Source organism: Tenacibaculum aquaeponti (assembly GCF_057221555.1).
In genome coordinates, this window is sequence record NZ_CM170147.1 from 1,420,946 (window position 1) to 1,434,009 (window position 13,064).

A 13,064-nucleotide genomic window follows, 5' to 3' on the forward strand; every position below is an offset into this window, starting at 1 on the left:
TTAAGTCATACCACCTTATGTACAACATAAACAAATATATTCATTATAGATTGAATAATAAGTTGTCTTTTACAATGAAATTAAAAATTTAACGGCTAAACCATTTCGTTGTATAGTTAGATACAATTCCGTTATCGAAATGGATATGAAGAAACTTCTTCTTAAAAAAATTCGAGTTATTAATCTTATACACCCAAGTATTACCAAAGTGATTTTTATAACATGAACCCATAATATTTTCAACGGTTTTCTTACTCAGACTTAGTAAATCATCAAAATTATTAAAAAAAGAAAATGATTGGTATTCAGAGGAATTTTTAAAATTATCTAAAATTTTCTCATATAAAACATCACCTCTAGTTTCTTCGGAAGAAACACCACCAAACGTTCTTGAATTAAATGTTGTTTCTACTTCATGATTTATTACTACCTCTTCTTTAACATCTTTATTTCTTACTAAAATTTCACTAGCTAACTGTAAATAACATTGCGCTCCAACACAAGCAACATCAAATTCAATAACACTTTGACCAAAACTTGGCGCTTGAGTAATTTTAGAATTACGCTCTATCAACGTATTAAAAACAAGATCTTTAAAATAACTACGCACATAATCAACAACTTTATTAGAAAGATTTAATCGTTTATCATACATTGTAAGTAGAAAACCTTCTACATGTAACTTTTCATTCATTTTCTTTTGTACAAAACGTACAGTTTTCAAAAACTTGTGTAAACCTTCTAATGCATAATAATCACATTGAACAGGAATAAGAACAGCATCTGAAGCAGCTAATATTTCTAAATTTTTCGCTTTAAAAAAAGGAACACAATCAATTAGAATATAATCATAAGAATATTTTATTTTATGTAATGCTTTTTGAAATTTTGATACTACGGAAGGCTTCTCAAAAAAATTTAAATCTTCGAAAAAAGGAAATAAACAAACATTTGGAGCATTTGTTTTTATGATGTTATTTTTAATAACTGATGTAAAATCCATATACTCGAGAGCTGAATTATTAAGTTGATCTGCTCCAAAACCAAAAGATACAGAAGCATTAGCTTGAGGATCTGTGTCAATTATCAGAACTTTCTTTTCTAAGACACCAAGTGCCGCAGACAAATTAACACAAGTTGTAGTTTTCCCTACGCCTCCTTTTTGGTTACAAATAGAAATTATTTTTCCCATGTTGAGTTCTTGATCTAAAAAAACTAAGCTAAAAAGAAATAGAATTTTATATAGCATTCAACAAAATGAGATTTTCTACATCAGTTTTGAAGAGTTAAAAAGGGAAGCACTTTATAAAACAAAACCTACCATCACTCATAAAAAAAATAACAGTAAACAATTCATTTTTAACTAAAAACGTATTTAAAGGATTATATCTTATAAAGCTAAAAAAAATCCTGAATTTTAAAAATTCAGGATTTTCTATAAAGAATACTATATTTTCTTACAGCATAACTTTTACTAAAACATAACCTAATACACCTAAAACAATAGTATAAGGAAGTGCCATTTTCACCATCTTCCCGTAAGATAAATTAATCAACGGCGCTAAAGAAGATGTTAATAAGAATAAGAAAGCTGCTTGTCCGTTTGGAGTAGCTACACTTGGTAAATTTGTTCCTGTATTAATTGCTACAGCTAATTTTTCAAAATGTTCTCTAGTGATTGCACCACTTTTAAAGGCATTTTCTACTTCTCCAATATATACTGTTGCTACGAAAACATTATCACTAATTGCAGATAAAAACCCATTAGCAATGTAAAATAATCCTGGTTGAGATGCAGGATCTTGCTTAAGAGCCCAAGCAATAATAGGACTAAATAAATGCTGATCGTGAATCATTGCTACAATTACAAAGAATACCACCAATAAACCTGTAAAAGGTAAAGCTTCTTCAAAAGCATGTCCTAATTTATGCTCATCAATAATACCCATAAAGGCAGTTTGAACAATAATTAATGCTAAACCAATAAAACCTACTGGCGCAATATGTAAAGCCAAACCTGCTATTAACAAAATTGCAGAAACTCCTTGTACAATTAAACCGTACTTTTCGCCATCAGTTCTTTTATTATCTTCTTCTATAGTATAATTTTCAATAATTTCGGCAGCTACTTCTGGTAATTTAGCTCCAAAACCAAACCAACCTGTGGTTTCAAGTACAACTGTAGTTAATAAGCCTGCTAGTAATACAGGAATTGTTATAGGTGCCATTTGTAAGAAAAAATCTATAAAATCCCATCCTAATCTTTCCCCTATTAATAAATTTTGAGGCTCACCAACTAAAGTACAAACCCCACCAAGAGCTGTACCAACAACCCCATGCATAATTAAACTTCTTAGGAAACTTCTAAATTGCTCTAATGTATCTCCACTTAATTCTTTACGATCTAAAATTCCATCTTTATCATGATCTGCAGAACTTGATGATATTCTATGATAAACACCATAAAAACCTACTGCCACACTTATTAAAACAGCAGTAACTGTCAATGCATCTAAAAACGCAGATAATACTGCTGCTAGGAAAACAAATAAAAGTGATAGAATAAGTTTTGATTTAATTTTAGTAAACACTTTACTAAAAATATACATTAATAAAGGTTTCATAAAATAAATCCCAGCTACCATAAACACTAAAAGTAGAACTACCTCTAAATTTTGATCTACTTCATGGTAAGCATTTTTAGGTGTTGTTAACCCCAACGCTATAGCTTCTATAGCTAACAAACCTCCTGATTGTAGAGGATAACATTTTAATGCCATTGCTAATGTAAAAATAAACTCACCTATAAATAACCAAGCTGTGATTGTTTTACCAAGAACGAAATAGGAAAAGATATTAAAAACTATAAAACCAATCATGGTCATTTTAAACCATTTTGGACTATTTCCTAAAAAGTATTTTAACATAATTGTACTTATTTGATTAAATTAATTCCTTTAGGGCGATTTCAAACGCCGTTTCGCTAATATTTGTTTTAGAGGGATTATTAGCATGTGCTTTTACTAAAGCATTTTTTATAATTTCTGATGTATCATTAAAAATTGATTCATCATTCATTGCAACTCTTTTTTCCATAAAGTAAGCAAACACTCTTGCCATTCCACAGTTTGAAATAAAATCTGGAATTAAACTTACTTTTTTATCTGTATTCTCCATTATTGGTCCGAAGAAAATTTCTTTATCTGCAAACGGAACATTTGCACCACATGAAATAACTTCTAAACCAGTATTAATCATTTGATCAATTTGTTTTTGAGTAATTAATCTTGAAGCAGCACAAGGAGCAAAAATCTCACAAGGTAAATTCCACACTCTAGCATTCATTTCTTCAAATGGAATCATATTTTCAGCTACTAAAGTATTTCCATCTTTATTCAAGAATAACTCTTTAATTTCTTCAAACGTAAACCCTTCTTCATTAATTACTCCACCAACTCTATCAATAATACCTACTACTTTAGCTCCCATTTGGGCTAAATAATATGCAGCAGCAGATCCAACGTTACCAAATCCTTGAACTACTGCTCTTTTCCCCTTTACATCTCCACCATAAATATCATAGTAATGCTTAACTGCTTCAGCAACACCGTAACCTGTAATCATATCAGCCACCGTATATTTCTTAGTTATATTAGGAGAAAAATCTTCGCTCTCTATAACTTTAATTACACCGTGACGTAGTTGACCTATTCTATTTATTTTATCCGCTTCTGTTGGTTTAAAATGCCCGTTGAAAACTCCTTCTTGTGGATGCCAAACACCACAATCTTCAGTAATTGGAATTACCTCGTGAATTTCATCTACATTTAAATCTCCTCCTGTTCCATAATAATTCTTTAATAAGGGTGCTACAGCTTTGTACCATCTTCTTAACACACCTTCTTTTCTAGGATCTCTAGGATCGAAGTTTATACCAGATTTTGCTCCTCCAATAGAAGGACCAGAAACCGTAAATTTCACTTCCATAGTTTTAGCAAGTGACATCACTTCGTATTTATCTAATCCTTGTCGCATTCTAGTACCTCCACCAGCTGCTCCTCCTCTTAAAGAGTTTATTACCGTCCATCCTTCTGCTTCTGTTTCTGGATCTTTCCAATTAAAAACTACTTCTGGTTGCTTTTCTTCGTATTTTTTTAATAATTCTTTCATGATTTAAATAATTAATAAGATTGTTGTTTGTTGAAATTTCTTTTGTTTTTATTATTAAATCATGTAAGCTAAAGTTGTGTCATTGTATTCTTTTTAAAAAATTAGTTTAACTTATCTCGCAAACTTACCAAAAAAATAGATTTTTTATAGCACAAATACCCACACATTATTTATAAAAATCTTCTAGTTATTAACACTTTCTATAAAATATATAATGGTATTTGAAGATCGTAGCAATTTAGCAAAGAAACTTTTGATACAAAAAAAGTTTCCGTAGTTTCTTTTTCTTTTAACATTTTTTTTAGAGTGTAAAAAGTTTACTCATTTTTGTAAATAACGCCTGACGAATGATCTCTATTAGCACCAGTTACTGATTTTAAACAATTTACTTCTCCGTTTAACTTTAATAAACCTAAAAAAGCAAAAATGAGTGCCTCCTTATATTCAATCAAGTTTTTTGAAACTAAATGAATTTTTGTTTGTGTGATATTTTCAATTTCTTGAATTAGAAAAGTATTGTAAACACCTCCGCCTGTTATCAACACTCTTTTAGAATTCTTAATAACTTTACTTATTTGCATCGCACTATGTCTTACAAATGTTTTTAAAATTGTAGGAATATCTTTTTCTAAATCATTGATTAGCGGAAAAACTTTTTCTTGAACCCATTCTAAACCTAAAGATTTTGGTGGTACTTTTTTATAAAAATCTAGAGCATTTAGTTTATTCAATAAATCTAAGTTTATATTACCTTTAGATGCAATTATACCATTATCATCATACTCGAAACCTAATTTTCTTACATAAAAATTAAGCACGATATTAACAGGACAAATATCAAAAGCTATTCTTTCTTTATCATTCTCAAAAGAAACATTTGCAAAACCACCTAAGTTCACACAAAAATCATATTCCTCAAATAGTAATTTATCTCCAATAGGAACTAAAGGAGCACCTTGTCCTCCTAGATTAACATCTTGTGTTCTAAAATCATAAACGACCTGTTTATTAGTTTCTTCGGCTATTTTTTCACCATTACCAATCTGTAATGTTATCCCCTTATCTGGTTGATGAAAAACTGTATGACCGTGAGAAGCTATAAAATCTACAGTTTCAATATTAAACTTTTCTATAAAATCATTTACACATTTCCCTAAATAAACTCCATAATCATCATTAACTTCTTGGAGTTCATCTTTATTTAATGTTATAGCATTTGACAAAATAGATTTCAAATTAGTATTGTATGCCTTAGTTTCAGCATGTATAATTTTAAAATCTTTGTAGTCGAAGTTGTTGAATTTCACGTAAACTAAATCCAAACCGTCTAAGGAAGTCCCCGACATTAATCCTATTGCGTATCTAAACTCATTCTGCATAAGGTAAAAATATAAAAGCTATTGAAAAAATAATATTAAAAAGGTATCTTTGGGCTCGTTTTATACAAATTTAATATAACTATAACGATTTAGTATGGATTTTAATCTTACAGAGGAGCATTTAATGATTCGAGACGCAGCTCGTGATTTTGCTCAAAATGAATTATTACCAGGTGTTATTGAAAGAGATGAAAAACAACAATTTCCTGATGAACTAGTGAGAAAAATGGGTGAACTTGGCTTTATGGGAGTAATGGTTGATCCAAAATACGGAGGTAGTGGAATGGATACTATTTCTTATGTATTAATTATGGAAGAATTATCTAAAATAGATGCTTCTGCTTCTGTAATGGTTTCTGTTAATAATTCACTTGTTTGTTATGGTTTAGAAGCTTACGGTACTGAAGAACAAAAACAAAAATACTTAACAAAACTAGCAACTGGTGAACAAATCGGTGCTTTTTGTTTAAGTGAACCTGAAGCAGGATCTGATGCAACTTCACAAGCAACAACTGCTGAAGACAAAGGTGATTATTATTTATTAAATGGGACTAAAAACTGGATTACTAATGGTGGACGTTCTGATGTATATTTAGTAATTGCTCAAACAGATAGGGCAAAAGGACACAGAGGTATTAATGCTTTTATCGTTGAAAAAGGGATGGAAGGATTCCATATTGGTCCCAAAGAAGACAAACTAGGAATCCGTGGTTCTGATACTCATACATTACAATTTAACGATGTTAAAGTTCCAAAGGAAAATAGAATCGGTGAAGATGGTTTTGGTTTTAAATTTGCTATGAAAACATTATCTGGTGGTCGTATCGGAATTGCTTCTCAAGCATTAGGTATTGCTGCTGGAGCTTATGAACTAGCTTTAAAGTATTCTAAAGAACGTAAAGCTTTTGGTACTGAAATTTGCAACCATCAAGCTATTGCTTTTAAATTAGCTGATATGTATACTGAAATTACAGCTGCACGTCATTTAGTAATGCAAGCTGCTTGTGATAAAGATAACGGAAACGATTATACTCGCTCTGGAGCTATGGCTAAATTATATGCTTCTAAAGTTGCCATGGAGCAAACTGTTGAAGCTGTACAAATTCATGGTGGAAATGGATTTGTAAAAGAATATCACGTTGAACGTTTAATGCGTGATGCAAAAATTACTCAGATTTACGAAGGAACTTCTGAAATTCAAAAGATTGTAATATCTAGAAGTTTAATCAAAGAATAATATTTCTACATAAATTTACCTGAAAAAACCTGTTCAAAATGAACAGGTTTTTTTTATTTTAGATAATAAAACGATCTCAAATGAAGTTAACCCCAAATTGGAATGGTCGAATAATTTTTGATATTGAAAAACAAGATAATTTTAGATATAAGAATAGAGAATCTAAAGAATTTAAGAGAGGATATCAAATAGAAATTCAACAAAATGATTTGAATAAATTTGAAGTTTATTACCCGAACTCAATTTTAAATCAAATAAAACTATTTAATGAATATGAAGATTATATAAAAAGTGATTCCAGTGCTAATACTAAAACAATTTTTTATGAAGTAGATAAAAACTATGCTTTTGAAAATGTTATTAATAGAGATGAAATAATTAATTCTATAAAAAAAGATGGTAATCTACTCGTAAAACAAATTCCGAATGAAGAAGATCAAGAAGACTTTACTTATACTATAAAACTAATTTGTGAATCTGATAATAGATTTTACAAATACATTTTAGATGACATAATAAAAGTTCATTTTAATTATGGTCTTCATATAGAATCTGGTTATTATTTTAACCTCGGTAAAACGTCTATTTCCAAAAAGGTTTTAAAGAAAATATTTTCAAAATCAAAATATGTTTTACATAAAGAACACTTTATGCGTCATGAAATAACCAATGAATTTATTATTGTAGAATTTTTAAAAATTTCTGAAAACTTTTCTTCCGATAATCATGCTAATTGGAAGCAAATTGAAAATAATTTTGCTAATGGTGAGTTTTGCCCTAAAAAATGTAACAACTTAACATTTACTCATGAAATTTTCTTTTATAATTTAGAAGATAAAATTCTTGATTCATACAGTAAAACAGAAGTTATCGACACAAAAGATATGCGTAAAGAAATCCTTCACAAAATAAATAATATTTACTCTTAAGGTAATTCTATTTTAATTTTCTATGAATTCATTTTAGGTATTGAAAATGTAAACCGAACACCTTGTTTGTTATCTTTCCTTTTACTTAAATTAATAGTACCATTTAACCTAGTTATTATTGATTTTATCGTAGCTAAACCAATTCCTGTATTTTTAAAATTAGTTTCTCCTAAAGTTTCGAACATTAAAAAAACTTTATTATAGTATTTTTCAGGAATCCCAGGTCCGTTATCTTCATAAACAAACTCTAAAATATTATCTTTTTTATTATAACTCAAAAACACTTCACACATCTCTTTATCATTAAACTTGTATGAATTCGTTAATAAATTTTGAAAAATTTGAATAAAGCAAATTTTAGAGTGATAAATTTCTTCATCTAATTCTTCTAAATTAACTGTCAATTTATTTTGAAGATCACAATTTTTTATAACATCATTTAAAAGTATTTTTAAATTAAATTTTTCTAAATAAACATCTGTATTTGTAACCTTAGAATAAAGTAATAATTGATTAATCATAGATTCCATATACGTTGCTCTGGAAGAGATAAGATCTAAAAACTCTATCGTTTTTAAGTTTTCTTTTGAATCTTTTATATCTTCTTTTATAAATAGAGCTAATGAATTAATACCACGAACGGGAGTTTTTAAATCATGCGTTAATCTATGTGTAAATTGGTTTAATTCGTTATTTAACCTTGAAATTTCATTATTTGCTTCTTGTAATTTTAAATTTTGCTTTCTTAATTCTAACAAACTCATTACTTGTTGAGATAATGCTTTTAAAGATTCTTTTTGTCCTTCTGTGAGTGACATTCGAGGCTCACTATCTATAACACATAAAGTTCCAAGGGCAAAGCCGTCTTTTGTTTTTAAAGGAGCACCTGCATAAAATACTACATTAGGCTCACTAAGTGTTAACGGGTTATCTCTAAAACGTATATCTTTTGTAGCATCGGGTACAATAAACAATTCATCAGGATCTAGAATCGTATGAGAACAAAATGCATATTCTCTTGGAGTTTCTGTAGCATCAATACCATATGCTGATTTAAACCATTGTCTTTCTGGATCAACTAAAGAAACTAAAGCTATAGGAGTATTACAAATTTCTGCAGCTATTTTAGTTATATTATCGTAATCTTCTTCTGGAAGCGTATCTAGAATACTATAGCTTTTTAACCTCTGTATTCTTTCTTCTTCATTCTTAGGAATACTTGCTGTTTGCATAAAGTAAATTTAACGGGGGTAAATAATGATACATTTATCATATTTAAATTAATAGATTTTATAAATCTTTATTTACTCCTAAGGCCATACACCTTAAATATAACATAATAATTTCAAAAATAAAAGTGAAGAATATAATATTCAGTGTTTTACCCTTGATTCAAACTATAAAATTTTTGTTATTAATTCAAACCTAAATACATCTGTAATTTGATGTAGAATTTGTTCTATAGATGAATTGTCTTTTTTATTTTTACTTAATGATAGAAAAGAAAAAATTTAAAAATCCAGTTTGGTCTGCTTTAGAAGAAACACATAAAGAATATCTCATCAATTATAAAAATGCAAAGTTTTATCATCCAGATTATTGTCCGTTTGGAAGCTTCAACGATTCTAAAGATATTGTAAAAGCCATGAAATCTTATGCTGAGCTAACTTCTGATTTTTTTATTGTTTGTCAAGAAGCTCCAACATATCCAAAAAGTTTAACCTTAAAAGGAGAATATCGTTGTTTACAAATGATATTATCTCAAGAAGATTTTAAAATTCCAAAATATACTTCAACTATAGTGAAATTAACAAAGGCTCACGAACAGCAACTTTATAATTTAATAATGCTTGTTATGCCTGGGACTTATCGTAAAAAATCTTTCGATATTGGCGATTATTATGGAATTTTTGATGGTGATGAGTTAGTAGCTGCTACAGGCGAACGTATTCAAGGTGATGAATTTATTGAAGTTAGTGGTGTTGTTACTCATCCTGATCACGTTAGAAAAGGATATGCAAAACAATTAGTTGCTTATACTTCTGAGGAAGTTTTACGAAAAGGGAAAAAACCAATTTTACATGTCCTAGAAATTAATGAAGGCGCAATTCAACTTTACAAAAAATTAGGTTACACTACTTTAGATTTTATGTATTGGAGACATTATATAAAAAATTAGCACTACTTAAAGTTTACTTCATGCAAATGTAAACCAGAAGCCGGCGCAATAGTTTTAAGAAATTCAAGATTAGAACTTTCATCTAAACTTTGTTTAATAAAATCCAAATCATAATTTCCTTTACCTAACTCGGCTAATGCCCCCATAATTAATCGGATTTGATTTCTTAAAAAACCTTGTCCTTTTATAATTAAAACATAACTCTTTTCAGGAAAAAAAGAAGCTGTTAATTCTGTATTCTCAATAATCTCACAAGAGTCAATACTACGTTCGACTTTTGTTTCTTCTGAAGGTTTTGTACAATAATGTTTGAAATTATGAAATCCTTCAAATAATTTGGCTCCTTTTATCATTAAATCAATATTCAAATGATCTAAATAACCAACAAGAAAAGGTGCACAATACGGATGATTTTTCTCTCCAAATGAAAAATAATAACGATATTCTTTTTGTTTTGGATGTTGAATTATATTAAAACTTTCGTCTTCTATTCTTTCAATTTTTGCTACCCTAATGTCAGAAGGAGAGTTTATATTAAAAGTTTCTATAAAAACATCTTCATCTAACTTTTCATCTATGAATAATTGATACGCATAATTTGTAGAAGAAACTTTAGCATCTGTTCTCCCCACTCCTATTGTTTTACAACGAATTCCTTTACAAACAAACTTTAGAGTTTTATCTAAAGCCCAGTGTACAGTTTTCAAATTTGGCTGTTTTTGCCATCCATGAAATCGAAATCCTAAATATTGAAAACGTACTAAATACGCGTAATTATAATTCATACGCCAAAGTTACTATTTTTAAAATGTTGAACATATTAATACATATACTCTTTGCTTGTATTTATCTTTAAAATATTTTTATTTTATTTATATAACAATATATATACTCTCATTTTAACTAAAATGAAAAACACAAACTTGTTTTATATAAAATTCGTAAAATTTTTCATTCTTTCTTACAGCTTAAAACTATTATGTAACTTACAACGAAATCGTTGTAATTACTATATCATTTTTTCATGAAAAATAGAAAACTATTAATGATACCAGGACCAATCGAAATAGATCCTGCAGTATTAAGAGCTATGGGAGAAGTGACTACCAGTCATATTGCTCCTAATTTTATAGAAAGTTTTGGAAACTCACTAGAGTTAATGCGTAAAATTTGGTTAGCTCCAAAAGGTCAGCCATTTATTATTGCTGGTAGCGGAACTTTAGCTATGGATATGGCTGTAAGTAATCTTATCGAATCTGGTGATAATGCATTAGTAATTTCAACAGGATATTTTGGAGAACGTTATAAAAATATTTTAGCAACATATGGTGCAAACGTAACTGTACTTCAGGCTGAAATTGGTGAAACGATTTCTTTAGATAAAATTGAAGCAGAATTATCTTCCAAAGATTACAAATTATTAACTATTACTCATGTTGATACCTCAACCGGAGTTTTAACAGATCCCAAAGCGATTGCTGCATTAGCTCAAAAATATAATACATTAAGCATTGTAGATGGAGTTTGTGCAACAGCTGGAGAAGAAACACAACAAGAAACTTGGGGAATCGATGTAGTATTAACTGGTTCCCAAAAAGCTATTGGAGTTCCTCCTGGTTTGGCTTTATTAGTTGCTTCTGAAAAAGCAATGAACGTTTGGAAAAATAGAACAACTCCAGTACAAAACTATTATGGAAGTTTTACAAATTGGTTGCCAATTATGCAAGCTTACGAAGAAAGGAAACCTTCTTATTTTGGTACACCTCCGGTAAATTTAATTCGTGCTTTAGAAGTAAGTTTAGATTTAATCAACAAAGAAGGAATAGAAAATAGAGTAGCAACGCATATTACATATGCAAAAGCATTTAGAAAAGCTGTGCAAGCTATCGGTTTACAGTTAGTTCCTAAAACTAATGATATTGCCGCTAATACAATGACTGCTATTTATTACCCTAAAGGAATTGATGGAAATTTATTTAGAAAAGATATTTCTGAATACGGAGTAGTTTTAGCTGGTGGTTTACATACTGAAATTAAAACCAAATACTTTAGAATTGGTCATATGGGCGCTATTACTAAAAGCGATATTGTTGCCACATTGAGCGCTATAGAATCTGCTTTACAAAAACAAAACTACAACTTTGAGTTTGGTAAAAGTGTTGGAATATTTTTATCGAGCTTAGCTTAAAATAATATAAACCCTTGTGTTCTTTTACAAGGGTTTTAAAATTTTATATTCACTCTCTTTTTGCGGTAAGTGTTCAATTACAGAATTCTGAATCAGTAATTTTAACTCTGATAATAATTTCTTTTTTACAAAAAACTTATGCGTAACTAAACCTACTTTTCGAACAGGAATCGGTTTATCAAATTCAACCAATCTTTGTTTTATATCAGGAGACAAATCTGTAGTTGCTAAATATGGGAGAATTGTCATTCCTTTTCTGGCTCTTGTTATTCTCAATAAGCTATCCATAGAACCAGATTCAAACTCAAAGTTTTCATCTCGATTTGTATACTGATCAGACAAATCACAAATTCGTTGTACTTGTGTTCTTAAACAGTGTCCTTCTTGTAAAAGGCAAAGCTTAGAATAATCAATATCATTCACAGAAATCTTATTTGTAATATCTCCTTCACTACAATCATATAAAACAAAAGGTTCAGAATATAAATCTACTTCATTCAGCATATCATCTTCTAAAGGAAGCGCTAAAACTCCAACATCTATACTTCTTATTTTTAAAGCTTTTTGAATTTCACTTGTTGTCATTTCACGAACGATAATTTTTACTTTAGGAAAAGCTTCAGCAAAATTTGTTAAAAATAAGGGAAGTAAATACGGAGCAACAGTTGGAATAATTCCAATCTTTAATTCTCCAATCATTTCACCTTTTAATTCCTGAATTAAATTATTTAAAGCATCAACTTCACTTGCTAAAATTCGTAATCGTTTTATAATTTCTTCTCCTTCTACTGTAATCGAAACAGGTTTAGTTTTTCTATTAAAAATCTTAATTCCGATTTCCTTTTCAAACCTTCCAATCATGGTACTCAACGTAGATTGAGTTACAAAACATTTCTCCGCTGCGGCTTCAAAATTTTTTAAATCGACCACAGCTAATACATACTGAAATTGTTGTATATTCATAATGAAGCAAATATAACAC

The 13,064-nt window shown here is 29.2% G+C and carries 11 protein-coding genes; 4 read left to right on the forward strand and 7 right to left on the reverse strand.

Annotated elements, in window-relative coordinates; translation table 11 throughout:
* Window positions 1–88: 88 nt before the first annotated feature.
* The 4 genes from AC2TEO_RS06160 to AC2TEO_RS06175 form a co-directional block, all read right to left on the reverse strand.
* Window positions 89–1,192, reverse strand: coding sequence for a ParA family protein (locus AC2TEO_RS06160; protein WP_442267269.1), 1,104 nt, complete (start codon window positions 1,190–1,192; stop codon window positions 89–91).
* A 265-nt stretch (window positions 1,193–1,457) separates the two neighbouring features.
* Window positions 1,458–2,927 (reverse strand): sodium/proton antiporter NhaB, encoded by a 1,470-nt coding sequence (gene nhaB, locus AC2TEO_RS06165; protein ID WP_442267270.1) that lies wholly within the window; start codon window positions 2,925–2,927, stop codon window positions 1,458–1,460.
* Between the two features lie 16 nt (window positions 2,928–2,943).
* Window positions 2,944–4,170 (reverse strand): Glu/Leu/Phe/Val dehydrogenase dimerization domain-containing protein, encoded by a 1,227-nt coding sequence (locus AC2TEO_RS06170; protein WP_442267271.1) that lies wholly within the window; start codon window positions 4,168–4,170, stop codon window positions 2,944–2,946.
* A 317-nt stretch (window positions 4,171–4,487) separates the two neighbouring features.
* A complete protein-coding gene (locus AC2TEO_RS06175) occupies window positions 4,488–5,549 on the reverse strand; it encodes an anhydro-N-acetylmuramic acid kinase (protein ID WP_442267272.1) in 1,062 nt (353 codons plus the stop codon).
* A 94-nt stretch (window positions 5,550–5,643) separates the two neighbouring features.
* On the opposite strand from AC2TEO_RS06175, the gene AC2TEO_RS06180 reads away from it, so the two are divergent.
* Together AC2TEO_RS06180 and AC2TEO_RS06185 are read left to right on the forward strand one after the other, a co-directional pair.
* Window positions 5,644–6,786 (forward strand): acyl-CoA dehydrogenase, encoded by a 1,143-nt coding sequence (locus tag AC2TEO_RS06180; protein ID WP_442267273.1) that lies wholly within the window; start codon window positions 5,644–5,646, stop codon window positions 6,784–6,786.
* Between the two features lie 80 nt (window positions 6,787–6,866).
* Complete coding sequence (locus AC2TEO_RS06185; protein WP_442267274.1) at window positions 6,867–7,715, forward strand: hypothetical protein; 849 nt, start codon at window positions 6,867–6,869, stop codon at window positions 7,713–7,715.
* A gap of 20 nt (window positions 7,716–7,735) precedes the next feature.
* On the opposite strand, the gene AC2TEO_RS06190 is transcribed toward AC2TEO_RS06185, so the two are convergent.
* A complete protein-coding gene (locus AC2TEO_RS06190) occupies window positions 7,736–8,947 on the reverse strand; it encodes a sensor histidine kinase (protein WP_442267275.1) in 1,212 nt (403 codons plus the stop codon).
* Between the two features lie 260 nt (window positions 8,948–9,207).
* On the opposite strand from AC2TEO_RS06190, the gene AC2TEO_RS06195 reads away from it, so the two are divergent.
* The gene (locus AC2TEO_RS06195; RefSeq protein ID WP_442267276.1) at window positions 9,208–9,894 is read left to right on the forward strand and encodes a GNAT family N-acetyltransferase; all 687 of its coding nucleotides are present in this window, start codon (window positions 9,208–9,210) and stop codon (window positions 9,892–9,894) included.
* 2 nt (window positions 9,895–9,896) lie between these two features.
* On the opposite strand, the gene AC2TEO_RS06200 is transcribed toward AC2TEO_RS06195, so the two are convergent.
* A complete protein-coding gene (locus tag AC2TEO_RS06200; RefSeq protein ID WP_442267277.1) occupies window positions 9,897–10,679 on the reverse strand; it encodes a tRNA pseudouridine synthase A in 783 nt (260 codons plus the stop codon).
* A gap of 239 nt (window positions 10,680–10,918) precedes the next feature.
* On the opposite strand from AC2TEO_RS06200, the gene AC2TEO_RS06205 reads away from it, so the two are divergent.
* A complete protein-coding gene (locus AC2TEO_RS06205; protein ID WP_442267278.1) occupies window positions 10,919–12,082 on the forward strand; it encodes a pyridoxal-phosphate-dependent aminotransferase family protein in 1,164 nt (387 codons plus the stop codon).
* Between the two features lie 24 nt (window positions 12,083–12,106).
* Here the strand turns inward: AC2TEO_RS06205 and AC2TEO_RS06210 are convergent, their stop codons facing one another.
* On the reverse strand, window positions 12,107–13,045 hold the full coding sequence (locus tag AC2TEO_RS06210; protein WP_442267279.1) for a hydrogen peroxide-inducible genes activator: 939 nt from the start codon (window positions 13,043–13,045) through the stop codon (window positions 12,107–12,109).
* Between the last annotated feature and the right edge of the window lie 19 nt (window positions 13,046–13,064).

Bases quoted from the DNA above. Each gene is read 5' to 3' on its own strand.
- AC2TEO_RS06190 (WP_442267275.1), bottom strand. From the start codon at position 8,947: ATGCAAACAGCAAGTATTCCTAAGAATGAAGAAGAAAGAATACAGAGG.
- AC2TEO_RS06205 (WP_442267278.1), top strand. From the start codon at position 10,919: ATGAAAAATAGAAAACTATTAATGATACCAGGACCAATCGAAATAGAT.
- AC2TEO_RS06175 (WP_442267272.1), bottom strand. From the start codon at position 5,549: ATGCAGAATGAGTTTAGATACGCAATAGGATTAATGTCGGGGACTTCC.
- AC2TEO_RS06180 (WP_442267273.1), top strand. From the start codon at position 5,644: ATGGATTTTAATCTTACAGAGGAGCATTTAATGATTCGAGACGCAGCT.
- AC2TEO_RS06185 (WP_442267274.1), top strand. From the start codon at position 6,867: ATGAAGTTAACCCCAAATTGGAATGGTCGAATAATTTTTGATATTGAA.
- AC2TEO_RS06210 (WP_442267279.1), bottom strand. From the start codon at position 13,045: ATGAATATACAACAATTTCAGTATGTATTAGCTGTGGTCGATTTAAAA.
- nhaB (WP_442267270.1), bottom strand. From the start codon at position 2,927: ATGTTAAAATACTTTTTAGGAAATAGTCCAAAATGGTTTAAAATGACC.
- AC2TEO_RS06160 (WP_442267269.1), bottom strand. From the start codon at position 1,192: ATGGGAAAAATAATTTCTATTTGTAACCAAAAAGGAGGCGTAGGGAAA.
- AC2TEO_RS06195 (WP_442267276.1), top strand. From the start codon at position 9,208: ATGATAGAAAAGAAAAAATTTAAAAATCCAGTTTGGTCTGCTTTAGAA.
- AC2TEO_RS06200 (WP_442267277.1), bottom strand. From the start codon at position 10,679: ATGAATTATAATTACGCGTATTTAGTACGTTTTCAATATTTAGGATTT.
- AC2TEO_RS06170 (WP_442267271.1), bottom strand. From the start codon at position 4,170: ATGAAAGAATTATTAAAAAAATACGAAGAAAAGCAACCAGAAGTAGTT.